Below are 25,548 nucleotides of genomic sequence, written 5' to 3'. Positions count from 1 at the left end.
AGCCAACAGCATCAATCCCGGTAAAACACCTGCACCAGGTGATACCCGAACTTGCTCTTGATCGGCCCATGCACCACCCGCAACGGTTTCTTGAAGATCACCGCATCGATCACGCCGACCATCTGCCCCGGCCGCACTTCGCCGAGATCGCCGCCGCGCTTGCCCGATGGGCAGGTCGAGTACTTCTTGGCCAGCACGTCGAACGCTTCACCCTTGGCGATGCGTTGTTTGAGCTGCTCGGCTTCTTCCGAGGTTTTCACCAGAATATGGCGGGCTTGAGCTTTCATGGGCGGTACCTTGCAACGGTGGTGGCTATGTGGGTGGCAGCGGGGGCGCGCGATTATGCCTCAACTCAGTCCGGTTGACTGATCATCGTGCGAATCTTGTTGGCCAGCAGGTCGATGGAAAACGGCTTGGCCACCATGTCCATGCCTTCTTCGAGGAAACCCTGGCGCTCGGCGGCGATCCCGGCGTAACCGGTCATGAACAGCACTTTCAGTTCGGGACGATGCTGGCGGGCGATTTCCGCCAGTTGGCGGCCGTTCATGCCCGGCAACCCGACGTCGGTCACCAGCAGGTCCACCCGCACGTCCGACTCCAGTACCGGCAGGGCGCTCTTGGCATCTTCGGCTTCATGGGCGCGGTAACCGAGCTCCTTGAGCAGGTCCAGTACCAGCATGCGCACCGCCGCATCGTCTTCGACCAGCATCACGGTTTCGCCGGCAATCGCCGCCGGTGCCTCGCCGACGACGGACGACAGGACTTTTTCCGGCTCGGTCGAATGCAGGCGCGGCAGGTACAAGCGCACGCTGGTGCCCCGTCCGGGCAAGCTGAACAGGCTGACATGGCCCCCCGTTTGCTGGGCGAAACCGTAAATCATCGACAAGCCCAGACCGGTGCCCTGGCCGATGGGCTTGGTGGTGAAGAACGGGTCGAATGCCTTGGCCAGCACCGAGGGCGTCATGCCGGTGCCGTTGTCGCTGACGGCAATCATCACGTAGTCGCCGGCCTTGACCGGTTCCAGGGTCGTGATGTCGCTGCCGTCGAGGTACACGTTAGCGGTTTCGATCTGCAACTCGCCGCCATCGGGCATGGCGTCCCGGGCGTTGATCACCAGGTTGAGCAAGGCGTTTTCCAGCTGGCTGACATCGGTGCTGACCCGCCAGGTGCTCTCGGCCAGTTGCAGTTTGAGTTCGATATGGTCGCCCTTGGTACGACTGAACAATTCTATGAGCGAGTGAATCAACTCGTTGGGGTTCAGCGGCTTGCGGTTGAGCGACTGACGCCGGGAGAACGCCAGCAAGCGATGGGTAAGGGCGGCGGCACGGTTGGCCGAGGACACGGCCGCTTCGGTGAACCGGCCGATCTCGCTGGCGCGGCCGTCGGCAATGTAGCGTTGCATCAGGTCGAGGCTGCCAATGATGCCGGTAAGCATATTATTGAAGTCATGGGCGATGCCGCCGGTAAGCTGGCCGACCGCATCCATTTTCTGCGCATGGCGCAAGGCGTCTTCGGCACGCTCACGCTCGAACATCTCGTTCTGCAAACGCTCGTTGGCCTCGGCCAGTTGGCGGGTGCGGGCGGCAACCCGTTCCTCAAGGGTTTCGTTGAGGTTGCGCAGGGCTTCTTCGGTTTTTTTGCGTTCGGTTTCGTCGATCACGAAGATGTAGAAACCGTTCACCGCGCCATCCGCGCCGTGGCGTGGCAGGTAATTCATCAAGGCCTGGCGGATGCTGCCGTCGCGGTGTGGCGTGCTGATGCTGAAACAGCAGGGCCGGCCGGACAGCGCCTCAGTGATGTGCGGGGCGCGCAGCGCATAGGCTTCTTCGCCGAGTACTTCAAGAATGGTTCGTCCGTAAAGCTCTTGCGGCGTCAGCCCGTACCAGTCGAGGTACGCCGCATTGTTCAGGCGAAAGCGTTCTTCGCGGTCGACGTAGCTGATCAGGACCGGCATGGCGTTGATGATCAGTTGCAACTCGGTCTGGCTCTGGCGCAGGGCCTGTTCGGTGTGTTTGCGTTCGGTCAGGTCCAGGGCGGCGCCGAGGAAACGCATCGGCCGGCCATGGTGGTCCTTGTAGCAGCGACCGCGGGCAAACACCCAGCGCATCTGGCCGTCGGTTTGCAGCAGGCGATATTCCTCGGCGTATTCGCTGCCGTGGGTGATGCAATGCTTGATGCTGCGGGCGATCAGGGCGCGGTCTTCGGGGTGTACGCCGTGCAGGTACTCACTGATCGGCAATTGACTGGCCATGGCCGGGTCGATGCCGTGCAACTGGGCAAAATGCGCATCGGCGATGAAACGGTCCTCGCTGATGTCCCAGTCCCAGGTGCCGACCGCATCGGTGGCGGCGAGGGCAAGTTGCAGGCGTTCCTCGGTTTCACGCTGGGCCTTGAGGCTGGCCGCCGAGCGCTGTTCGAGTTCGAGGGCGATGCGCCGGCGTTCGTTGGTTTCGATGGCGGTGACCAGGATCCCGGACACCTCGGCACTTTCATCGCGGATCGGGCTGTAGGTCAGGTCGAGCCAGAAGTCGGATTCCCGGTCCCCGTGTTGCAAGGTAAAGCGCTGCTCGCTGTAGGTTCGCACCTGACCTTGCAGGACGGCGCTGTAAATCGGGTCGGTAAAGTCTTGCAACTCTGGCCAAATCAGGTGTGCCGGTTGTCCGAAAGCGTGTGGATGCTTGCTTCCGGCGAGCAGGGCGAAGCCGTCGTTATAGATCTGCGTCAGTTGTGGGCCCCATAGCAGCAGCATCGGCATCGGTGAGTGAATGACGATGTCCACGGCGGTTCGCAGGCTTTGTGGCCAAGTGCTGGCAGCGCCCAGCGGACTGCTTGCCCAGTCGATTCGGGCGATCAAGGCCTGGGCATCGCTGGCGGTTGGTGTTGCGTTCATCTGGGAGTCCTGCGCCAATTCGCTATAGCTGGCGTCTATTCTTGCACAGGTGACAGGCGCAGGTTGATTCGAAGGCTTGAGCGGTTACTGTGGGAGCGGGCTTGCTCGCGAAGAGGGCGGTACATTCAACGTCAATGTCGCCTGAATCTACGCCATCGCGAGCAGGCTCGCTCCCACAGGTAATCCCATTTCAATCCATCAGCTCGGGCCTGTTTCGGTACTGTTCCAGCGCTTCGGGATTGGCCAGCGCATCGGTGTTTTTCACCTTCTGCCCATGCACCACATTGCGCACCGCCAACTCAACGACCTTGCCACTGATGGTCCGGGGAATGTCCGTCACTGCAACAATCTTCGCCGGCACATGACGCGGCGTGGTGTTGGCGCGAATCGTCTCGCGGATCTGCTGTTGCAGTGCCTCGTCCAGTTCGAGCTCGTCGCGCAAGCGTACGAACAGCACCACCCGCACATCATCCTGCCACTGCTGACCGATGGCCACGCTGTCGAGCACCTGGGGGACTTTCTCCACCTGACGATAGATTTCTGCCGTGCCGATGCGCACGCCGCCGGGGTTGAGCACGGCATCGGAGCGACCGTGGATCATCATCCCGCCATGGGGCAGTTGTTCGGCGTAGTCGCCCTGGGCCCAGACGCCGGGGAACAGGCTGAAATAGGATTGGCGCAGTTTCTCGCCATCGGGATCGTTCCACAGGCCAATGGGCATCGCAGGGAAATGGCGGGTGCAGACCAGTTCGCCTTTTTCACCGATCACCGGGTGGCCTTCGTCGTTCCACACTTCGACGGCCATGCCCAGGCTCTTGCCCATGATTTCGCCACGCCGCACGGGCGACATCGGGTTGCCGTTGACGAAGCACGAGACGATGTCGGTGCCGCCGGACATCGAGGCCAGGCAAACGTCGGCCTTGAAGTCGCGATAGACGAAGTCGTAACTGTGCGGCGACAGCGCCGAACCGGTGCAAAGCAACGTCTTGAGGCTGCCCAGGTCATGGCTTTCACGGGGCTTGATACCGCTGCTTTCCAAGGTTGCGAGGTATTTGGGGCTGGTGCCGAAGACGCTGATGCGTTCGTCGTCGATCAAGTCGATCAAGCGTTGCGTTTCGGGCTGGAACGGTGAGCCGTCGTACAGCACCACGGAACTGCCTGTCGCCAGCGCCGACACCAGCCAGTTCCACATCATCCAGCCGCAGGTGGTGTAGTAGAACAGCCGTTCACCGGGGCCGAGATCGCCATGCAGGCCGTGTTCCTTGACGTGTTGCAGCAACACGCCGCCGGTGCTGTGAATGATGCACTTGGGCACACCGGTGGTGCCGCTGGAGTAGAGGATGTACAGCGGATGGGCGAAGGGCACCGGGACGAAATCCGGTTCGCCGCCGGGTTCGTAGAAATCGTCCCACAGCGTCACGTTGGCCTGGGTGCGGAATTCTTCTATGTGCGCCTGTGGCCGGGCGTAAGGCACGACGATCAACTGTTGCAGCGAAGGCAGGCGCTGGAGGATCTCGTTGACCTTGGCGGTCTGGTCGATCTCTTTGCCGGCATAGCGGTAGCCGGCGCAGGTCACCAGCACTTTCGGTTCGATCTGGCCGAAACGGTCAACCACTCCTTGGGTGCCGAAGTCCGGCGAAGAGCATGACCAGATGGCGCCAAGGCTGGTGGTGGCGAGCATGGCCACCAGTGTCTGCCAGGTGTTGGGCATGCAGGCGGCGATCCGGTCACCCATACCGACGCCGGCGGCGATCAAGCCATTCTGAAAACCGGCGACCTGTTCGACGAGTTCAGCCCAGGTCAAATGTTCACGCTGACCGTTTTCGCCGACGGCTATCACGGCGATCGCATCATCACGACGCTGTAGCAGGTGTTCGGCAAAGTTCAGCGTTGCACCGGGGAACCACCACTGGGCGCTGGGCATCCGGGGGCCTTCGAGCAGCACGGCGTCGGGCTGCTCGTGGAAGCGGATGTCGAAGAAGTCGACGATGGCCAGCCAGAAGTCCGGGCGCTGATCGATGGACCATTGGTGCAGGGCAGGGTAGTCGTCGATCTTGAGGTGGTGCCGCTGATTGATGAAGCGCCGAAAGGCCTCCATGCGGGTCTTGCCAATGCGTTTGGCGTCGGGTTGCCAGAGGATGTCGGACATGGTTTGCCTCTTTTTGTTGGCGAGTGCTACGCACTCGATCGCGAGCAGGCTCGCGCCCACAGGGATCGCATTTCCTTGTGGGAGCGAGCCTGCTCGCGAAGAACGATAACGCGGTCTGGCAGATGATCACTGCGCCAACCACCCACCATCAACATTCCACGCCGCACCCCGCACCTGGCTGCCGGCTTCGCTGCACAAAAACAGCACCAGTTCACCCAGTTGCGGCGGTGTCACGAACTCCAGCGATGGCTGCTTTTCAGCGAGCAAATCGTGTTGCGCCTGCTGCGGGTCAACCCCGTTGGCGGCACGATCATCAATCTGCTTTTGCACCAGCGGCGTCAATACCCAGCCTGGGCAAATCGCGTTGCAGGTGACCTGGGTAGTCGCGGTTTCCAATGCGACCACTTTGGTCAAGCCGATCACCCCGTGCTTGGCGGCGACATAGGCGGACTTGCCCACCGAACCGACCAGACCATGCACCGAGGCAATGTTGATCACCCGGCCCCAGCCCTTGGCGCGCATGCCCGGCAGGCTCAAGCGGGTGCTGTGGAACACCGACGACAGGTTGATGGCGATGATCGAATCCCAGCGCTCCACCGGGAACTCATCCACCGCTGCCACGTGTTGAATGCCTGCGTTGTTGACCAGAATGTCGACGCCGCCGAACTCGCGCTCGGCATAGGCAATCATGTCAGCAATTTGTGCCGGATCGCTGACATCGGCCGGGTGATGGCCGACCTTGCCGCCGAACTGTTGCACCTCGGTGATCACCTTGGAGGCATCGCCGAAACCATTGAGGACCAGGTTGGCCCCGGCCCTGGCCAGACTGAGGGCGATCCCCAGGCCGATGCCGCTGGTGGAACCGGTGACCAGTGCGGTCTTGCCCGAAAGAGTCGTCATGAATACCTCACACAATGCCAGTGGCGTAGAAGGTGCCGATCACCACGAAGACCGCCAGGGTCTTGATCAGCGTAATACAGAAAATGTCTTTGTAAGCCTCGCGGTGGGTCAACCCGGTGACCGCCAGCAGGGTGATCACCGCGCCATTGTGCGGCAGGGTGTCCATGCCACCGCTGGCCATCGCGGCGACCCGGTGCAGCACTTCCAGAGGAATGTTCGCCGCATGGGCGGCGCTGATGAACTGCTCGGACATCGCCGCCAGCGCGATGCTCATGCCGCCCGAGGCGGAGCCGGTGATGCCGGCCAGCAGGGTCACGGTAATCGCTTCGTTGACCAGTGGGTCGGGAATGCTCTTGAGCCAGTCGGCCAGCACCAGAAAGCCGGGCAAGGACGCGATCACGGCACCGAAACCATATTCCGAGGCGGTGTTCATCGCCGCCAGCAACGCACCGCTGACCGCACTTTTACTGCCTTCGGCCAGCTTGCGGCTGATCGCCTTGTAGCCGAACGCCAGCACCATGAGGATGCCTACCAACAGCGCGGCCTGGACCGCCCAGATCGCCGTGAGCTTGGCGATTTCCGTGGTCACCGGCGCGGCCATGCCCGGTAGCGCGAGGCTGTGGGTCTTGCCATATACCTGCGGAATCCAATGGGTGAACAACAGGTTCATGATGCCCACCGCCAGCAGTGGCGACAGCGCGAGCCACGGGTTGGGCAGCTTGAGGTCGGCGGCGGTTTCCGGCTCGTTGCGCAGGTCCGAACCATAACCTTCACCGGCACGCTGGGCCTTGTTGCGCTGGCGCTGGAGAAACAGCATGCCGGCGCAGAACACGAAGATCGTGCCGATCACACCCAGCCACGGCGCGGCCCAAGCGGTGGTGTTGAAGAAGGTGCTGGGGATGATGTTCTGGATTTGTGGCGTGCCGGGCAGGGCGTCCATGGTGAACGAGAAGGCGCCCAGGGCAATGGTCGCCGGGATCAGTCGCTTGGGGATGTTGCTCTGGCGGAACATTTCAGCGGCAAACGGATAGACCGCGAACACCACCACAAACAACGATACGCCGCCGTAGGTCAGCAGGGCGCAGACCAGCACGATCACCAGCATCGCCTGACGGGTGCCGAGCAGGCGAATCGCCGCCGCGACGATGGAGCGCGAGAAGCCGGACAGTTCGATCAACTTGCCGAACACCGCGCCGAGCAGGAACACCGGGAAATACAGCTTGATGAAGCCGACCATTTTTTCCATGAACACCCCTGTGAAAGCGGGGGCGACGGCAGACGGGTCGGTCAGCAGGACAGCGCCGAGGGCGGCAATCGGGGCAAAAAGGATAACGCTGTAGCCACGGTAGGCAGCCAGCATCAGCAGCGCGAGGGCTGCCAAGGCAATGATCACACTCATGGTGTGTCTCCTGGGTTGTTATTTTTGTTGGGTGAAGCCTGGTAGGAGAGGCGTATAGCGAGTTTTGTGCCATCTTATTAAGTTGTTGAAATATAAGGATATATTTTGCTTTTGTGGGCTGGGCTCGAATGCTTTGTCTCTAATCGGAGACTTATGGCGATAGTGCTGGCCTCATCGCGAGCAGGCTCGCTCCCACAGTAGACCGTGTTCTCCCGAACTACTCCGTCTCCCTGTGGGAGCGAGCCTGCTCGCGAAGGTCTGTCTAGCAATGGAGATGCATGTCTCTTTATGGAGACTCGGCAATCCCCAGTGCCACCATCTTCTTGTACAACGTCGACCGTCCAAGCCCCAGCCGCGCCGCCGCATCAATCACCTTGCCCCCGCATTGCGCGAGGGTGGTTTCGATCAGTTGCCGGTCAAATCGCTCTCGCGCCGCACTGAACGTCTCATGGGCAAGCGGTTCGATGGTCAAGGGTGCCACGCGCTCAACCTGTGTGAAGGTACCAATTGCCGCGCGGATATCCGCTGTCGTCAGGCGCAAGTCATCACTGAGCAACGCGGCCCGCTCCAGCACATTGCGCAGCTCCCGGATGTTCCCCGGCCAGGCGTGTTGGCCCAACAGTTCCAGGGCTTCGTGGTGCAGTTCATGCTGGCTGCGCAGTTCTTCGAGAATGGCTTCACTGAGCGCCGGCACGTCATCCAGGCGGTCGCGCAGGGGCGGAACTTGGATCGGCAATACGTTGAGCCGGTAGTACAAGTCGGCGCGGAATTCACCGCGTTTGATCGCAGCTTCGAGGTCCGTAGAGGTCGCGGCAATGACCCGCACATCACTCTGGATCACTTCGTTGGAGCCCACCGGCTCGAATTCCTTTTCCTGCAACACCCGCAGCAGTTTGCTTTGCAGGGGCAGCGGCATGTCGCCGATTTCATCGAGGAACAGCGTGCCGCCCTGGGCGATCTGCAATTTGCCGGCGCGGCCCTTGCGGTCGGCACCGGTAAACGCACCCGGGGCGGTGCCGAAGAACTCGGCTTCCAGCAATGATTCGGGAATCGCCGCGCTGTTGATACTGACAAACGCCTTGCGCGCGCGGGGCGAGGCATTGTGGATCGCCTGGGCCAACAACTCCTTGCCGGTGCCGGTTTCGCCGAGCAGCAATACCGGCGATTCGGTACTCGCACTGCGCCGGGCGCGGCGTTTGACTTCCAGGCTGGCGGCGCTGGTGCCGATGAAGTGGGCGAAGTTGTATTTGGTCTGCCGCGCCCGCAGCAGCGAGCGGGTTGAGGCCAGTTCTTCCTGCATGCTCATGTAGCGCTTGAGCATCGGCGACAGGCTGCGCAATTCGTCGAACAGGGCGAACCCGATGGCGCCGATCACCACGCCGGCATCGTCGTGAATCGGCAGGCGCATGACCACCAGCGGCTCTTTGGGGGTGTCTTGCATATCCAGCAAAATCGGCCGGCCGGTGCGCACCACCTCACGCAGCAGGCTGCCGGGGATCACGCTTTCGCAGGGCTTGCCGATCGCGACTTCGGCCGATTGCAGGCCGAAGCGCCGGGCATAGCGCTCATTCATCCAGACGATGTTGGCATCGCGGTCGACAATCACCGTGCCTTCACTCGATTGCTCGATGATTTCGAACAACGAACGGATCGCCAGCAAGCGAACGCGCTGGTAGTCCTTGAGGCTTTCGGTGGTGTTCATGGGGGCTGATCCTGATTATGTTTTGTCTGTGCCGGCCTCTTCGCGAGCAAGCCCGCTCCCACAGGGGATTTGTGTACGACACAGATCAACTGTGGGAGCGAGCCTGCTCGCGAAGGCCGCGATGCGGTCTGACGGCCTGATTATGCCTGCCCCAACAACGCCGCCGCCAACAGCTCCTTGGTATACGGATGCTGCGGTGAGTCAAACACCTCATGACTGGCACCGCGTTCCACCACTTTGCCGTCCTTGATCACGATCATGTCGTGGGCCAGGGCGCGCACCACTGCCAGGTCATGGCTGATGAACAGATAGGTCAAACCGTATTTTTCCTGAAGCTGGCGGAGCAGGGCGACCACTTGTTTCTGCACCGTGCGGTCCAGCGCCGAGGTCGGCTCGTCCAGCAGGATCAGCGCCGGTTTCAGCACCAGCGCCCGGGCGATGGCGATGCGTTGACGCTGGCCACCGGAGAACTCGTGGGGATAGCGATGGCGACTTTGTGGGTCGAGGCCGACTTCGCTGAGTGCCCGGATCACCTCGGCATTGCACTCTTCAGTGCTCAACTGGCTGTGCACTTCCAGGCCTTCGCTGATGATCTGCGCGACCGACATTCGCGGGCTGAGGCTGCCGAAAGGGTCCTGGAACACCACCTGCATCTTCTTGCGCCACGGTCGTAGCTGTTTTTGCGTCAAACCGTCCAGCGCCTGACCCTGAAAGCGGATTCCGCCTTCGGAGTCGAGCAAGCGCAGGATCGCCTGACCCAGGGTGGATTTGCCCGAACCGGACTCGCCGACGATGCCGAGGGTCTTGCCGCGTTGAATATTCAGGCTGATTCCATCCACGGCACGCAGCCAGGTCTTGCGTTGGAACAGGCCACCACCGACGGGAAACCGCACCTGCAGGTTGTCCACCTCCAGTACGTTTTCGCGCTCGTCCCGGGGCAAGGCTTCGCCCTCGGGTTCGGCGTGCAGCAATACGCAGCTGTAAGGGTGCTTGGGTTCGGTGAAGAGCGTTTCGCAAGGCGCCTGCTCGACGATTTCCCCGGCCTTCATCACGCACACGCGCTGGGCGATGCTGCGCACCAGATTGAGGTCGTGGCTGATCAGCAGCAGCGACATGCCCAGCCGCTGTTGCAGGGATTTGAGCAGCAGCAGGATCTTGCGCTGCACCGTCACATCCAGCGCGGTGGTCGGTTCGTCGGCAATCAACAGCTCCGGTTCGCAGGCCAGGGCCATGGCGATCATCACCCGCTGGCGCTGCCCGCCGGACAGCTGATGGGGATAGGCCTTGAGGCGTTCCTCGGGTTTCTGGATGCCCACCAGGTGCAGCAATTCGAGGATCCGTTCTTGCGCCGCCTTGCCCGCCAGGCCTTTGTGCACCAGCAACGTTTCGCCGATCTGCTTTTCGATGCTGTGCAGCGGGTTGAGGGAGGTCATCGGCTCCTGGAAGATCATCGCGATGCGGTTGCCGCGCAGTTGGCGCAACTTGCCGGCATCGACGCCCACCAGTTCCTGGCCGCGATAGCGGATGCTGCCCGTCGTCTGTGTATCGGTTTGCGGCAGCAATTGCAGGATCGAGTGGGCCGTCACCGACTTGCCCGATCCGGATTCGCCCACCAGCGCCAGGCATTCGCCGGGGTGGATGTCCAGGCACAGATTGCGCACTACGGTCTGGCCGCTGAAGGCCACGCTGAGGTCACGGATTTCGATCAGGTTGGTCATATCAACATCCGCATCAAGATCGTGGATCAAGATCGAGGATCAAGATCGTGGATCAAAGGCGTCGCGCAAGGCTTCGCCAATGAACACCAGTAAAGAAAGAATCAACGCCAGGGTGAAAAACGCCGTCAGTCCCAGCCACGGCGCTTGCAGGTTCTGCTTGCCCTGGCCGATCAGTTCGCCCAGGGAAGCGCTGCCCGCAGGCATGCCGAAGCCGAGGAAGTCCAGCGCCGTCAGGGTGGAAATCGCCCCGGTGAGAATGAACGGCAAGTAGCTCAAGGTCGCGTTCATGGCGTTGGGCAGAATGTGTCGCACGATGACTTTGCGGTCGGTCAGGCCCAGCGCGCGCGCGGCCTTGACGTATTCCAGGTTGCGTCCGCGCAGGAACTCGGCGCGCACCACGTCCACCAGCGCCAGCCATGAAAACAGTGCCATGATCCCCAGCAGCCACCAGAAGTTCGGCTCGACGAAGCCCGACAGGATGATCAGCAGGTACAACACCGGCAACCCGGACCACACCTCCAGCAGACGCTGGCCGAGCAAGTCCACCCAGCCGCCGTAATAGCCTTGCAGGGCCCCGGCGGCGATGCCGATCAGGGCACTGACAAAGGTCAGCATCAAGGCAAACAGGATCGACACCCGGGCCCCGAAGATCACCCGGGCCAGAACGTCCCGCGCCTGGTCGTCGGTGCCCAGCCAATTGACGCTGGAGGGCGGGCTGGGGGCAGGTGTGTTCAGGTCATAGTTGGGCGTGTCGTCACTGAAGGGAATCGGTGGAAACAGCAGCCAGCCGCCATCCTCCTTGATCAACTTCTGCACGTAGTCGCTGCGGTAATCGGCCTGGAACGGCAGTTGCCCGCCGAATTCCTGTTCGGTGTGGCGCTTGAAGGCCGGGAAGTACCACTGGCCCTGATAGCTGACCATCAGCGGTTTGTCGTTGGCGATCAGTTCGCCACCAAGGGTCATTGCGAACAGGCCGACAAACAGCCAGAGCGACCACCAGCCCCGACGGTTTTTCTTGAACCGCTCGAAGCGGCGACGCGCCAGCGGTGAAAGCTTGAGCATCAGGCATTCCTCGCGGCGAAGTCGATACGCGGGTCGACCAGGGTGTAGCAGAGGTCGCCGACCAGTTTTATCAGAAGGCCAAACAGGGTGAAGATGAACAACGAGCCGAACACCACTGGATAGTCCCGGGATACCGCCGCTTCGTAGCTCATGCGGCCCAGGCCGTCGAGGGAGAAAATCACCTCGATCAGCAGCGAGCCGGCAAAAAACACACTGATGAACGCCTGGGGAATGCCCGACACCACCAGCAGCATGGCGTTGCGGAACACGTGTCCATAGAGCACCCGTCGTTCACTCAAACCCTTGGCCCGGGCAGTGACTACGTACTGGCGGGTGATTTCATTGAGGAACGAGTTCTTGGTCAGGACGGTCAGCGTGGCGAAGCCGCCGATCACCAGCGAGGTCACCGGCAACACCAGATGCCAGAAGTAGTCGGCCACCTTGCCAAGGGTCGACAGCGATTCGAAGTTGTCCGAGACCAACCCGCGGACCGGAAACCAGTTCAGCGAAGTGCCACCGGCAAAGACCACGATCAGGAACATCGCAAACAGGAACGCCGGCATGGCATAGCCGATGATGATCGCGGTACTGCTCCAGATGTCGAATTGGCTGCCATGGTGCACGGCCTTGCGGATGCCCAGGGGAATCGATACCAGATAGGTGATCAGCGTCGCCCAGAGCCCGAGGGAGATGGTCACGGGCATTTTTTCGAGGATCAGGTCGGTAACGGTGGCGCCGCGGAAGAAACTCTTACCGAAGTCCAGGCGCGCGTAGCTGGTGAGCATCAGCCAGAGGCGTTCGTGTGCCGGTTTGTCGAAGCCGTACTGTTTTTCAATGTCCTTGATCAGTTGCGGATCGAGCCCGCGGCTGGACCGGGACTTGCCGCTCATGGATTCGCCGGAACCGCCGCCAACCGCGGCGCCGCCAATGCCTTGCAGGTGCGCGATGGCCTGTTCGACCGGCCCGCCCGGCGCGGCCTGGACGATGACAAAGTTGACCAGGAGAATGATCACCAGCGTCGGAATGATCAGCAGCAGGCGCCGCAATATGTAAGCCCACATCAGTGCGGCCCTCCGGGTTTGCCACGGCTGATACGCTCGGCCGTCATCTGTTGGTTGGTCAATGGCGTGGTGCTCATTTCCCACCAGCTTTCGATGGCTTCATCATTGCTAGCTTGTACGTTCGGGATGCCGAAGCGGTTCCACCACACCGTCGAGGTGCCCGGCGGGTAATAGTTGGGAATCCAGTAGTAATTCCATTGCAGCACCCGGTCCAGGGCATGGGCGTAATGCAGCATGTCGGCCTGGGTATTGGCGCGGATCAGCCCGGTGATCAGCGTGTCCACCGCCGGGCTCTTCAACACCATGTAGTTGTTGGAGCCAGGGTCGGTGGCCGCCGCCGAGCCGAAATAATTGACCAGTTCGCCCCCCGGAGAGGTAGTGACCGGGTAGCCGGTGACGATCATGTCGTAGTCGCGGCTCATCAGGCGATTGACGTACTGGGAGGAGTCGATGCGGCGGATGTTCAGGTCGATGCCGATCTGTTTCAACGTGCGTTTATAGGGCAACAGCAGGCGGTTCATGCCGTTCTGACTGACCAGGAAGGTGAAGCTCAGCGGCTCGCCGTCGGCATTGACCAGTTGGTCGCCGTCGGGTTTCCAGCCGGCCTGTTCGAGCAAGTCCAGGGCTTGCAGCTGCTTGTCGCGAATCACGCCGCTGCCGTCGGTCTTCGGTGCCTCGAACACCTTGGTGAAGACTTCGTCGGGAACCTGCCCGCGCAGCGGTTCGAGAATCGCCAGCTCACCGGCATCCGGCAGTTGCCGGGCCGCGAGATCGGTATTGGAAAAAAAGCTCTGCTGGCGGATGTACATGTCACGCATCATCTGCCGGTTGCTCCACTCGAAGTCCCACAGCATCACCAGTGCCTGACGCACGCGGCGATCCTGGAACATGGGCTTTTGCAGATTGAACACAAAACCCTGGGCCGGTTGCGGCGCCTCTGTGGCGAGGTGGGCTTTTTGCAGGCGACCATCGCTCAGGGCCGGACTTTCGTAGCCGATGGAGTAAGCGGTGGCGGAAAATTCCCGGTTGTAGTCAAAGGCGCCGCCGCGCAACACCTGGCGCGCCACGTCGGTATCGCCGAAGTACTCGATGCTGAAATGATCGAAGTTGTACAGGCCACGGCTGACCGGCAGATCCTTGCCCCACCAATCGGGGTTGCGCTCGAAGGTGATGCTGCGCCCCGAATCGATCTTGCCGACTTTATAGGGACCGCTGCCCAGCGGCGCTTCATAACCGCCGCCACCGGCGAAATCACGGCTCTTCCACCAGTGTTCGGGAAACACCGGCAAGGTCGCGATATCCAGGGGCAGGGTGCGATTTTCGTTGTTCTTGAAATCAAAGCGCACGGTCAGTGGCGATTCCACTTCGACGCCTTTGACGTCGGCGAACTGGGTGCGGTAACGCAGGCTGCCCTGGGTCATCAGCAGGTCGAAGGTGTAACGCACGTCTTCGGCGGTAATCGGTTTACCATCGGCAAAACGCGCCTTGGGGTTGATGAAAAAGCGCAGGGACAGGCCGTCCTCGGAGCGCTCCATCTTCTCTGCCACCAGACCGTACACGGTGTAAGGCTCGTCCAGCGAGCGTTGGGCCAGTGGTGAATAGAGCAAACCGTCGATCTGTGTGACGCCGATGCCTTTGTCGATGTAAGGCAAAACATGGTCGAACTGACCGATTTCGATCGCTGAGCGCCGCATCGTGCCGCCCTTGGGGGCCTGCGGGTTGGTGTAGGCGAAATGACTGAAGCCGGCAGGGTATTTCGCCGGTTCGCCGTACACGGTCATTGCCGGTTGCGGTGCCGCATTCACACCCGCGGCAGCCATCAGCAGGGTCACGGCAGTGAACAACAAGGTAGGGAAAGCAAGTCGCATTGTCAGCCTTGGAGCCGGGTGGTCGTTAACGACAATTTGTACGCTAGCGGCGCGTCCCTCGCCAGCCGTATTACGCATCGCAAACACAACGGCCCACCAAAAGGCGGGCCGTTGTGTGAATAGCTCAAGCGTCGATCAGTCCTGACGGCTGGTCACTTCCAGCAGGTGGAAACCGAACTGGGTCTTGACCGGACCCTGGACCACGTTGAGCGGTGCGCTGAAGACCACGGTGTCGAACTCCTTGACCATCTGGCCCGGACCGAACGAACCCAGATCACCGCCCTGGCGGCTGGAAGGGCAGGTGGAGTTTGCCTTGGCAACTTCGGCGAAATCGGCGCCAGCCTCGATTTGGGCCTTGAGTTCGTTGCACTTGGCTTCGGAGGCAACAAGGATGTGACGGGCAGTGGCTTTAGCCATGGGAAAATACTCCTTTCAATACTCGATAAAGTGCTGAGCCTACCGGATTCAGTGAGCTATTTCTCCTCAAAGTTCCGTTCCACGCGGGATCCACGGCAGGCAGTACCTCAAAGGCCGGCGTCTCTCAAACGCTCGGCGTGCTGAACATACAGCTCAATCGGATCGACACCTGTGCGCAACTGGCCGGTCGGTTGGCCAATGGTGTCCAGATGATCCAGCGCATAGTCGGAACGGATAACTGTGCCCAGATGGGAACTGAAGCGACCGACCAACCCGTCGTTCTGCTCGCTTTCGGTGACGAAATAACCGGAAAGGGCCCGGCAGAAGGCGTTGAGCGGATCGAACGCATTGAGCCCTGCCTCGAGAACACTCGACTGCAGCACGCCGCTCCACGAGTAGTAACGAACACCGTTGACCCGTTCGCGCCCCTTGCCACCCCAGGTGCTGGGCAGCCCTTGCGGGTATTTGTCGTTGAATGCGCCTACGCCTTCGGTGGTCAGCGCCTTGAGGGCCGAAATGGCGTTCTTCGGTTGGTACTGATTGTCGCTCAATGTCGCGAGGAAGTCGGCGAACAGGGTCACCACCGTCTCGGCCACCTGTTCCGGCAGGCAGCCTGGTATCAATGCCTTGCGCAGGAAATCGGCCAGCTCCGAGCCATGGTTCGGCCCGCTGACGGAGGTCACCGACGCCACACTGTGTGGCGCAATCGCTGCGGCATAACGTGCGGTCAGTGCGCCCTGGCTATGGCCTATGAGGTTGACTTTGCGTGCACCGGTTCCTTCCAGTACCCGCTCGATCTGCGCGAGCAATTGGCCACCGCGTGCTTCGTTGTCGTGGATGGCCGACAAGTGGGGAACGAACACCCTTGCTCCGGCGTTCCTCAGCGCCTGCCTGATGTCGTGAAAGAGCTCGAACTTGCCGATTCTGTCGAAGCCGAAAAGGCCGTGAACCAGCAGTATTGGGTAACAAGTGCTTGCATTCCTTTGCATGTTCATACCTTTGCACAGAAGTTCGTTGGGACTGCATGGCACTTCACTCTAAAACACTCGAGGTTGGCGCGGTGTATGAAAAGTCCGCCGAAGCTTGCGGATAACGGAATAGAACAAGTGCGAAAACTCAAGAATGGCTGAGGCCTTAGTCGGAACAGATTGAGGACTTTTCACGGCAATCAGCTTGCTACTGATCAAAGACCTACTTCGTGTGTATCGATTTTCCGAGCGAGCCGGAGTAAGTGACCGACATCACGGCTGTTTGCCGTGAGATTAAATAGACGCCATCCAAAGCCGGCCACCCGTTCGGTGTTTATTCCAAGGACTGGAGCGAATGAATGACTGTTTATGAACCCGATACCTTGAATCTCGCGCAGCAACCATTACCACCTCCCATACTTGAGCAGGCGCAAAACGGCGTTCTGAACCCCTCTGACAAAAAAGCCGTCATCAAGGTCCAGCCTTATCCAGGCATGACCTGCGGCGACAAATTGCTAATGAATTGGGCGGGTCTGGATGCCGATGGCCTCGCCAGCAATCATCAGGTGGCGCGTTTTGTCAGTGAGGACCGGGTCGGCGAGGAGATGATCTTTGCCGTGGGTAGCGCACATATCGCGGCGCTTGACGGTGGTTCACTCGAAATCAGTTACTCACTCACGAGCACCCGTTTTGCCGAGTCCGTGCATTCCCATCGATTGCAACTGAGTGTGGGTGACGTGCATTCCGACCTGTTGCCTGCGACGGTGAACGATGCGGTGGGTAGAACACTTGATCCGGATCGGGTGAAAGAAGGGGCGATCGTTACGATCAAACCCTATGCGCGCATGGCGGCGGGCGACTGGGTGTTGTTGACCTGGGCGGGTGTTTCGGTCGAAGGAAGTTCCAGTGATGCACTCAAGGTCGAGTCCTTTGCTGTGGGGGGCGAACTGTCGTTTTGGGTCAGCCCGGAGTGCATTGCGCCCAATCTGGGCTCCTCCATTTCCGTCGATTATTGCGTCAAGCAAGCAGGGCATGGTCCTCGTTACTCTGAACTGACGACACTGATGATTGGCAGGATGGAGCGGGGACCATTGCCAGCACCCACTGTGTTGGAAGCCGACGAAGGCTGGGTGGATCTGCATGATGCGCAGGATGGCGTGACCGTCGTCATCGAAAACGCCAAGGCTGAAAAAGGGGAACTGATATGCCTGGAATGCGACGGGGAGAAGTTCGATCACCGTGACGACCGCGAAATAACCGGAGACACCGCCGGCGAGCCGTTGGTATTCATCGTTCCCTACAGTTTCTGGAGGGAACATCGAGATTCTACGATCCGTGTTTCCTATTCAGTCGAGCGCGTTGACGGCACACTCCAGCAATCCGGGGTGACGCCGGTTCAGGTGCAGTCCCTGATGGGACATTGATTGCCATTTACCCTCCAGTATTCGAATGAAGGCCGGAGGGCGGACGGATGATGCCGGCTATTGGGCGTAGTTTTACGCTCGTAGCCGATCCGCCGCTTCAAGCAGCAGTTGTTCTGTCCCGGCCCAGCCAAGGCAACCATCGGTCACCGACACACCGTATTGCAATGACGAACTCAACGGCTGGCAGCCCTCGAACAAATGGCTCTCGATCATCATGCCGATCAGTGAGCGATCACCTTGCAGGCGTTGCTCAAGTACATCCTTGAACACGGATGGCTGGCGTAACGGGTCTTTTCCGCTGTTGGCATGACTGCAATCGACCATGATTCGAGCCGGAATCTTCAGTCTGGTCAGGTCGCTGTTCACCTGGGCGACGCTGGCGCTGTCGTAGTTCGGCCCGCGATGGCCGCCGCGCAATACCAGGTGAGTATCCGCATTGCCCGGGGTTTGAATGATCGCCGGATGTCCCTGGCTATCGACACCGAAATGGCGATGGGGATGGGCGGCGGAACGCATGGCGTCACTGGCGACACCGACACCGCCATCAGTCCCGTTCTTGAAACCGACTGGCATGCCCAGGCCGCTGGCCATTTCCCGGTGGATCTGCGACTCCGTGGTCCGGGCGCCAATCGCCACCCAGCTCAACAGATCGTCGAAGTAACCGGCCGCCATCGGTTGCAGCAGTTCAGTGGCAACGGGCAGGCCCAGTCGGAGCATTTCGCACATCAGTTCGCGGGACAGCGTCAGGCCGGCGGCCATGTCATCGCTGCCATCCAGGTGCGGGTCGTAGGCCAGGCCTTTCCAGCCAACCGTGGTACGGGGTTTTTCGACGTAGGCGCGCATCACCAGCAGCATTTCGTCGCTGACTTCGGCGGCGAGGCGGGCAAGGTTGCCAGCGTATTCGAGGGCTGATTTCGGATCGTGTATCGAGCATGGGCCGACGATGACCAGCAGGCGGGAGTCTTCACCGTTGAGGATCGCGCGAACCGCCTGGCGGTGGGCGGTGACTTGTCGGGACAGGGCGTTGCTGAGGGGCAATTGCTGTTTGAGTTGCAATGAGCTGGGCAGACGCAGGGTCAGCGCTTCATTGGCAGGGCTCAAAGTGGACAGCGGCAGTGCAGAGACGGACGAGTTCATATTCAAGGCTTCCTGGGCTGGTGGCGGGTTCGTGCCCGCGCGCTCGGCCCTACTGGGGTGTTCGACAATTGGCCGGATTGGCTGCGTGTGTGTGCTTGCCACCTGTGGGTGACCGATCGGAGGCGGCAGGCTGTCCCGAGCGGAGGGTGGTAAATCGCCAGGCGGTAAAACTGTCGTAACGGTAATAAGTGGCGTAGTTCATGTTCTGAATCCTCTGAATGTCTGGTGTGTCGCTGAAAGTGTTGGGGCTGAAAAAACAAAACCCCCGGTCGGGAGGCCGACCGGGGGTTGAGAATTCTCTGGTGGCGACCCGTTTAAAGTGGGCGCCGTGTGGGTATCAGGCGCGCCAGTGGCTAAACCAATACCCAAAATAAAAGCTGACTGGAGTACAACCGTCGTTCACCCGGGCAGCCGCAACCGAGCGCAGGGCGCTGGCGGTACGAAGCTGTAAGAGGGCGTTGAACATGGTCTGTCTCCGATGGATGGTCCGAGCTTACTAGAGGCCGGTACGCAGATTCAATCAGAAAATGCTATCGGCCATCGACGGCACTTTCTATCGCTTGAGTGCCCCCAAGGTTGTGACACACTTTGCGCCGCAACAACAAACCTATCGTCAAGGACGCACCTGACCCTCGCCGTGGAGCTGCAATGATGGAACACCAATGGCGTCCGGCAACACTGGATGACCTCGAATTCGCCCGCGAACTGACCTGTAGGGGCATGCTGCGTTACTACATTGAGCATGACCTGTTGTGGCAGGACGAAGCGTTTGACGTGGCCTGGGCCGGGCGGGACAACCGCGTGATTGCTACGGGCGACAGAGTGCTGGGTTATGTCAGCCTGAGCCGTGATGCCAGAGCCTTGTATATCCGCGAATTGCATATCGTCGAAGCGTTTCGTGGGCAGGGCACGGGGTCCTGGGCGATCGATCAGGCACTGGCTCTGGCGCGCCAGGAGCGGCGCCCGGCGTTGCGCCTGACGGTTTTCGAAAACAACCCGGCGCGAGCGTTGTACGAGCGCAAGGGATTGAGGGTGGTGGGCAAGGACGAGTGTTTCCTGAGGATGCAGCTGGATATCCCTGTCCTGGATTGCTGCAACTCGCTTGCGACAAGCCTTTCAAGATGAATTGAAACTTTTAATCTGACGCTTTCCGCTAGGTCTGCCAGATGCTTTTTGCTAAGGTGTCTGATAACCAATAAGACCATATCGCGAGGTGTCTGCTTGATTAGGGTGCTAGTAGTCGATGACCATGATCTCGTTCGTACAGGCATTACACGAATGCTGGCTGACATCGATGGCCTGCAAGTAGTCGGCCAGGCCGAGTCGGGTGAGGAATCCCTGCTCAAAGCGCGTGAGCTGAAGCCCGATGTGGTGTTGATGGACGTCAAGATGCCGGGTATCGGCGGTCTTGAAGCCACTCGCAAGTTATTGCGAAGTCATCCGGATATCAAAGTCGTCGCGGTGACCGTGTGTGAAGAGGACCCGTTTCCTACGCGGCTGTTGCAAGCCGGTGCGGCAGGGTACCTGACCAAGGGGGCAGGTTTGCCGGAAATGGTCCAGGCCATCCGTCTCGTGTTCGCCGGGCAACGCTACATCAGCCCGCAAATTGCCCAGCAACTGGCGATCAAGTCCTTCCAGCCCACCAACGATTCGCCTTTCGATGCCTTGTCGGAGCGGGAAATCCAGATCGCGCTGATGATTGTCGGCTGCCAGAAAGTACAAATCATTTCCGACAAGTTGTGCCTGTCCCCGAAAACCGTGAATACCTACCGTTACCGCATCTTCGAAAAGCTTTCGATCAGCAGTGATGTCGAGTTGACGCTGTTGGCGGTTCGTCATGGCATGGTCGACGCCAGCCTCTGAAAATGACCGAAACCTTTGATCCGAGCGCCTTTCTGTCGACCGTTAGCGGGCGCCCCGGCGTGTACCGCATGTTCGACAGCGAAGCGCGATTGCTCTACGTCGGCAAGGCGAAAAACCTCAAGAGTCGCCTGTCGAGTTACTTCCGCAAGACCGGGCTTGCCCCCAAGACCGCCGCACTGGTAGCGCGTATCGCCCAGGTCGAGACGACGATCACCGCCAACGAAACCGAAGCCTTGCTGCTTGAGCAGACGCTGATCAAAGAATGGCGCCCGCCCTATAACATCCTGCTGCGCGACGATAAATCCTACCCCTACGTCTATCTCTCCGACGGAGAGTTTCCGCGCCTGAGCATTCATCGCGGCGCGAAAAAGGCCAAGGGCAAATATTTCGGGCCTTACCCGAGCGCTGGCGCGATACGCGAAAGCCTGAGCCTGCTGCAAAAGACGTTTTTCGTTCGGCAATGCGAAGACAGTTATTACAAGAACCGCACGCGTCCATGCTTGCAATACCAGATCAAGCGCTGCAAGGCGCCCTGTGTCGGGCTGGTGGAACCTCAGGTGTACGCCGAAGATGTGCGCCATTCGGTGATGTTTCTTGAAGGGCGCAGCAATGCGCTGACTGACGAGTTGTCCGCCGGGATGGAAGAAGCGGCGATCAATCTCGAATTCGAACGAGCAGCCGAGTTGCGGGACCAGATTGCATTACTGCGCCGGGTCCAGGATCAACAGAGCATGGAAGGTGGGACCGGGGACGTCGATGTGATTGCCGCCCTCGTCAACCCGGGCGGCGCCTGCGTCCACTTGATCAGCGTGCGGGGCGGGCGGGTACTGGGAAGCAAGAACTTCTTCCCTCAAGTCGGTATTGAAGAAGACGTTTCTGAAGTCATGGCCGCGTTTCTTGGCCAGTACTTCATCAGCAGTCCTGAACGCGACTTGCCAAGTGAACTGATCGTCAATGTGGTCCACGATGATTTTCCGACACTGATCGCCGCCATCGACGAGTTGCGCGGTCGTGAACTGACCATCAGCCATCGCGTGCGGGGTACGCGGGCGCGCTGGCAGCAATTGGCGGTGACCAATGCCGAGCAGGCACTGAGTGCGCGCCTGGCGAATCGTCAGCACATTACGGCACGCTTCGATGCACTGGCCGAGGTGCTGAAGCTGGATGAGCCTCCTCAACGACTTGAGTGCTACGACATCAGTCATTCCAGTGGCGAGGCGACGGTGGCGTCCTGCGTGGTCTTCGGCCCCGAAGGCCCGATCAAGGCCGATTACCGCCGGTACAACATCGAGGGCGTTACGGCCGGCGATGATTACGCAGCGATGCATCAGGCGTTGACCCGACGCTTCAGCAAACTGAAGGACGGGGAGGGCAAGCTGCCGGATATCCTGCTGGTGGACGGCGGTAAAGGTCAGTTGTCCATGGCCCGCGATGTGCTCGATGAATTGGCCGTGCCTGACCTGATTCTGCTGGGCGTGGCAAAGGGTGCGACGCGCAAGGCCGGTTTCGAAACCCTGTACCTGAACGACGCTGCACATGAGTTCACGTTGCGCGGCGATTCTCCCGCGTTGCATTTGATCCAGCAGATTCGCGACGAAGCCCACCGGTTTGCCATTACCGGGCACCGCGCCCGGCGTGGAAAAACCCGTCGGACGTCTACACTGGAGGGCGTCGCCGGCGTCGGACCCACACGTCGGCGTGATTTGTTGAAACATTTTGGTGGATTGCAGGAGCTGTCTCGTGCAAGCATCGAAGAAATTGCCAAAGCCCCCGGGATCAGTAAAAAGCTCGCAGAGTTGATTTATGCAAATCTGCACAGCGAGTAGAATGCCCCCTCACCTCGTAGCCAGTTGTGCCGATGAATATCCCTAATCTGATTACCGTTCTACGCGTCCTGCTCATACCGATCTTCATTTTGCTGTTCTACCTGCCTTACCAATGGAGTTACCTGGCTTCCGCCTCGGTCTTCGCATTCGCTGCAGCCACCGATTGGCTGGACGGGTACCTGGCCCGCCGTCTGGAACAAAGCACACCGTTCGGGGCTTTTCTCGATCCGGTTGCCGACAAGCTGATGGTTGCGGTTGCATTGGTACTGTTGGTCCAGGAACACGGAAACCTGTGGCTCACGCTGCCAGCTGCCGTGATCATCGGTCGCGAGATTGTCGTCTCGGCACTGCGCGAATGGATGGCCGAACTGGGCGCTCGTGCCCACGTTGCCGTGTCGAACCTGGGCAAATGGAAAACCGCCGCGCAAATGCTGGCGCTGGTGATCCTGCTGGCCAATCCCAAGGATTTCAGTTTCTGGGTCTTGCTGGGCTACACCTTGCTGATGGTGTCGGCCGGCCTGACTTTGTGGTCGATGGTCCAGTACCTGCGGGCTGCCTGGCCACATCTGAAGACCGACGTTGAAAAGAAATAAAACTTTTTTGAATCAAAGGGTTGACGGGGCTTCTGGATTCTATAGAATGCGCCACACCAAGACGCGGGAATAGCTCAGTTGGTAGAGCACGACCTTGCCAAGGTCGGGGTCGCGAGTTCGAGTCTCGTTTCCCGCTCCAAGTTTGTACGCATTTGATGTCGCGCTACTGACAGCAGATGTTTTGAGGCCGAGTAGCAAAATGGTTATGCAGCGGATTGCAAATCCGCCTACGCCGGTTCGATTCCGACCTCGGCCTCCACTAATAAACAAGCTCCGTAGATCTATGATTTACGGAGCTTTTTTATTTGCAGTAGCCTGCAAGATTTAGTCTTGAAAAGGGTATTTGCGAACTTGCTTCACCGGGGCGGGATGTATATATTTCCACCTCTGCTGCACAAGCGTCAGAATTGTCAGATCGTTATTTGGCAAAACCTGGACGCTTCACCGCGCTACCGCCCGAATGGCGAAACTGGTAGACGCATGGGACTTAAAATCCCCCGCTCGTAAGGGCGTGCCGGTTCGATTCCGGCTTCGGGCACCATCTTGCATTCCACTGAGCGCTTTTAAGTTCTTTGGAAGCCTTGAAAAACCTGCCTTCTGGCGGGTTTTTTCGTTTTAGCATTCCGTCGGATTCTTGTCCATTCTTCTGGAATCCAGTCATTTAGAGGGTAAAGTTAGGGGTAGTCTTTGGTTCGATTAAGGATAGTACCCTTATGTCGCGCACAACTGCTCCGCTTACCGACGCTGCTTGCCGTTTAGCCAAGCCAACAGACCGTCCCTACAAGCTTTTCGACGGCGACGGTCTCTATCTCCTAATCCAACCCCATGGCCGTAAAGGCTGGCGTCTCAGGTACGTAAAGCCTGACGGCCGGGAGGGGTTGACCTCCCTCGGCAGCTATCCTGTGATTGGCCTTGCCGATGCGCGCCAGAAGCGTTTAGATGCGAAGCGGATGCTCGCAGACGGCATTGATCCTGTTGAGAGCAAGCGTAAAGCCAAAACGGAAGCTGCTGGCAACGGCCGTACCTTTGAAAGCGTTGCGTTGGACTGGCACAAGAACATGTCGGCCAGATGGACACCCGACCATTCCAAGAATGTGTTGAACCGTCTGAATAACTGTGTTTTCCCGTTTATCGGTGCCCGCGCGATTGCTGATCTCGATACTTATGATCTGATGCAACCTTTGGAGGCGATCAGAAAGCGAGGAACGATTGACGTCGCCTTAAGGGTACAAAGATACCTGCAAAGTATTATGCGTGAGGCAAAACGCCTTCGTCTTATTCCGATAAACCCTGCGTACGATCTTCAGGGCTTGATCAAAGCGCCGCGAGTCTCCCATCGGCCTGCATTGCCCCTGTCACGCCTGCCTGAATTACTGGCACGAATCAATGCCTACAAGGGCCGAGAGCTGACCCGGCTAACGCTCATTCTGTCGCTTCACGTGTTTGTTCGCTCGAGTGAATTACGTTTCGCTCGCTGGTGTGAGTTCGACCTCAAGCGTGGCGTATGGGAGATCCCGGATACTCGGCCGGAGCTGGAGGACGTACGCCATTCAACGCGGGGGACGAAAATGGCGGGTGATGTCCATCTTGTGCCTTTATCGCCGCAAGTTGTGGCCGTGCTTGAAAAGATCCATACCCTCACTGGCACATTCGACCTGGTATTTGCCGGTGATGCTAGGGCCTGGAAGCCGATGTCAGAAAACACCGTGAACAAAGCGTTGCGCACCATGGGGTACGACACGAAGACAGAGATTTGTGGTCACGGATTCCGCTCAATGGCCTGTAGCGCACTGATCGAGTCAGGGCTGTGGTCTGAGACGGCTATTGAAAGGCAGATGAGCCATCGAGAGCGCAACAGCGTTCGTGCCGCTTACATTCACAAGGCAGAGTTCATTGAAGAGCGCAGGCTGATCATGAACTGGTGGAGCCGGTACCTTGAGGCCAATCTTCAGGAGCATGTCACCCCTCACGAGTTTGCGAATCAGGCCGACGAGAATGTCGCTCGGTTAAAAGTAAAACGTGGCGCAATGAAGTAGGCGTACCGGTAATGCTTCGTTGGGGGTGGCGATTAAAAGGTCGTTCGCCAATTGATGTCCTCACTCCGGATAATTTCGACGTGACCACGCGGTTCGTGTGCAGTGCCCTGGGCTCAAGCTGAGGTGTTAACTTCGAGCGGTGGCAAAGGATGTTACCGTTACAGTTGATTGCTTCTGATGGGCGTTTGTTGTTCTTCGAGTTGCCACTGGAGGGCTGGACTTCACATGCCACCTGAGGCATCGGGAGAAACTCGAAAAATGACGGTCAGCATCTGATTTCTACGGGCTAATGATCACGATATGCTGCCCTTGAGTCGGATTTTTTATTGCGCAGGAGAGCACCATTTGGCAATATCTCGCCCCCACACTCTCTTGTCAGCTCTCCATCCCTCTCATTTGGGGGCTGCGTCTCGGAGAGGGTGGGTAACCCGGCCTTCGTGTCGGGTTTTTTATTTACAAGCCAACCACAGCCGGCAGAAAAATTTAAATATTTCTCTACCCTCTTAAATGGGGTGCTAGGGGTCGAGTGTTCGAA

The 25,548-nt window shown here is 59.4% G+C and carries 19 protein-coding genes and 3 tRNA genes; 9 read left to right on the top strand and 13 right to left on the bottom strand.

Translation table 11 applies throughout. The features are described from left to right. Positions 1-11 precede the first annotated feature (11 nt). From WHX55_RS16800 to WHX55_RS16745, 12 genes are all read right to left on the bottom strand, one after another. Positions 12-287, bottom strand: coding sequence for a peptidylprolyl isomerase (locus WHX55_RS16800; protein ID WP_007898282.1), 276 nt, complete (start codon positions 285-287; stop codon positions 12-14). Positions 288-352: 65 nt separating this feature from the next. Next, positions 353-2,890 (bottom strand): PAS domain-containing sensor histidine kinase, encoded by a 2,538-nt coding sequence (locus WHX55_RS16795; protein ID WP_150756926.1) that lies wholly within the window; start codon positions 2,888-2,890, stop codon positions 353-355. Between the two features lie 190 nt (positions 2,891-3,080). Next, complete coding sequence (locus WHX55_RS16790; RefSeq protein ID WP_353740836.1) at positions 3,081-5,039, bottom strand: acetoacetate--CoA ligase; 1,959 nt, start codon at positions 5,037-5,039, stop codon at positions 3,081-3,083. Between the two features lie 126 nt (positions 5,040-5,165). Further along, positions 5,166-5,939, bottom strand: coding sequence for a 3-hydroxybutyrate dehydrogenase (gene hbdH / locus WHX55_RS16785; protein WP_353740835.1), 774 nt, complete (start codon positions 5,937-5,939; stop codon positions 5,166-5,168). 7 nt (positions 5,940-5,946) lie between these two features. Then, entirely contained in the window at positions 5,947-7,338 is a 1,392-nt protein-coding gene (locus WHX55_RS16780) for a GntP family permease (RefSeq protein WP_150756929.1), read from the bottom strand. Positions 7,339-7,624: 286 nt separating this feature from the next. Continuing rightward, positions 7,625-9,040 (bottom strand): sigma 54-interacting transcriptional regulator, encoded by a 1,416-nt coding sequence (locus tag WHX55_RS16775; protein ID WP_353740834.1) that lies wholly within the window; start codon positions 9,038-9,040, stop codon positions 7,625-7,627. Between the two features lie 140 nt (positions 9,041-9,180). Further along, on the bottom strand, positions 9,181-10,758 hold the full coding sequence (locus tag WHX55_RS16770) for an ABC transporter ATP-binding protein (RefSeq protein ID WP_353740833.1): 1,578 nt from the start codon (positions 10,756-10,758) through the stop codon (positions 9,181-9,183). Positions 10,759-10,797: 39 nt separating this feature from the next. Continuing rightward, complete coding sequence (locus tag WHX55_RS16765) at positions 10,798-11,820, bottom strand: ABC transporter permease (RefSeq protein WP_191627990.1); 1,023 nt, start codon at positions 11,818-11,820, stop codon at positions 10,798-10,800. Then, positions 11,820-12,881: a microcin C ABC transporter permease YejB gene (locus WHX55_RS16760; RefSeq protein ID WP_150756932.1), complete on the bottom strand. Its 1,062-nt coding sequence runs from the start codon at positions 12,879-12,881 to the stop codon at positions 11,820-11,822. The genes WHX55_RS16765 and WHX55_RS16760 overlap by 1 nt, the downstream gene beginning before the upstream one ends. Then, positions 12,881-14,749 (bottom strand): extracellular solute-binding protein, encoded by a 1,869-nt coding sequence (locus WHX55_RS16755; RefSeq protein ID WP_353740832.1) that lies wholly within the window; start codon positions 14,747-14,749, stop codon positions 12,881-12,883. The genes WHX55_RS16760 and WHX55_RS16755 overlap by 1 nt, the downstream gene beginning before the upstream one ends. 135 nt (positions 14,750-14,884) lie before the next feature. Next, on the bottom strand, positions 14,885-15,166 hold the full coding sequence (locus WHX55_RS16750; protein WP_008051985.1) for a peptidylprolyl isomerase: 282 nt from the start codon (positions 15,164-15,166) through the stop codon (positions 14,885-14,887). 107 nt (positions 15,167-15,273) lie between these two features. Beyond that, positions 15,274-16,155, bottom strand: a complete 882-nt coding sequence (locus tag WHX55_RS16745) for a triacylglycerol lipase (RefSeq protein ID WP_151213681.1) — start codon at positions 16,153-16,155, stop codon at positions 15,274-15,276. A 338-nt stretch (positions 16,156-16,493) separates the two neighbouring features. On the opposite strand from WHX55_RS16745, the gene WHX55_RS16740 reads away from it, so the two are divergent. Next, entirely contained in the window at positions 16,494-17,558 is a 1,065-nt protein-coding gene (locus WHX55_RS16740) for a hypothetical protein (RefSeq protein WP_151213680.1), read from the top strand. A 72-nt stretch (positions 17,559-17,630) separates the two neighbouring features. On the opposite strand, the gene WHX55_RS16735 is transcribed toward WHX55_RS16740, so the two are convergent. Next, entirely contained in the window at positions 17,631-18,695 is a 1,065-nt protein-coding gene (locus WHX55_RS16735; RefSeq protein ID WP_150753486.1) for a 3-deoxy-7-phosphoheptulonate synthase, read from the bottom strand. A 651-nt stretch (positions 18,696-19,346) separates the two neighbouring features. Between WHX55_RS16735 and WHX55_RS16730 the strand changes: the two genes are divergently transcribed. From WHX55_RS16730 to WHX55_RS16695, 8 genes are all read left to right on the top strand, one after another. Continuing rightward, on the top strand, positions 19,347-19,820 hold the full coding sequence (locus WHX55_RS16730; RefSeq protein WP_353743057.1) for a GNAT family N-acetyltransferase: 474 nt from the start codon (positions 19,347-19,349) through the stop codon (positions 19,818-19,820). A gap of 96 nt (positions 19,821-19,916) precedes the next feature. Further along, positions 19,917-20,558, top strand: coding sequence for a UvrY/SirA/GacA family response regulator transcription factor (gene uvrY / locus WHX55_RS16725; protein WP_008015884.1), 642 nt, complete (start codon positions 19,917-19,919; stop codon positions 20,556-20,558). Between the two features lie 2 nt (positions 20,559-20,560). Further along, complete coding sequence (uvrC, locus tag WHX55_RS16720) at positions 20,561-22,384, top strand: excinuclease ABC subunit UvrC (RefSeq protein ID WP_353740831.1); 1,824 nt, start codon at positions 20,561-20,563, stop codon at positions 22,382-22,384. Between the two features lie 32 nt (positions 22,385-22,416). Further along, positions 22,417-22,977 carry a CDP-diacylglycerol--glycerol-3-phosphate 3-phosphatidyltransferase gene (gene pgsA / locus WHX55_RS16715; protein ID WP_007992985.1) on the top strand — a complete coding sequence of 187 codons (561 nt, stop codon included), beginning with the start codon at positions 22,417-22,419 and terminating at the stop codon, positions 22,975-22,977. Positions 22,978-23,040: 63 nt separating this feature from the next. Next, a tRNA-Gly gene (locus WHX55_RS16710) sits at positions 23,041-23,116 on the top strand. A 46-nt stretch (positions 23,117-23,162) separates the two neighbouring features. Continuing rightward, positions 23,163-23,236 (top strand) — tRNA-Cys (locus WHX55_RS16705). Between the two features lie 195 nt (positions 23,237-23,431). Next, a tRNA-Leu gene (locus WHX55_RS16700) sits at positions 23,432-23,518 on the top strand. Positions 23,519-23,690: 172 nt separating this feature from the next. Then, on the top strand, positions 23,691-25,013 hold the full coding sequence (locus WHX55_RS16695; RefSeq protein ID WP_353740830.1) for an integrase arm-type DNA-binding domain-containing protein: 1,323 nt from the start codon (positions 23,691-23,693) through the stop codon (positions 25,011-25,013). Positions 25,014-25,548 lie beyond the last annotated feature (535 nt).

Origin of the sequence: Pseudomonas fluorescens, from assembly GCF_040448305.1 — a bacterium.
Taxonomy (GTDB): Bacteria; Pseudomonadota; Gammaproteobacteria; order Pseudomonadales; family Pseudomonadaceae; genus Aquipseudomonas; species Aquipseudomonas fluorescens_BH.
Note: the sequence above shows the minus strand (reverse complement) of the source record. Positions and strands in the feature narration are given on the sequence as shown.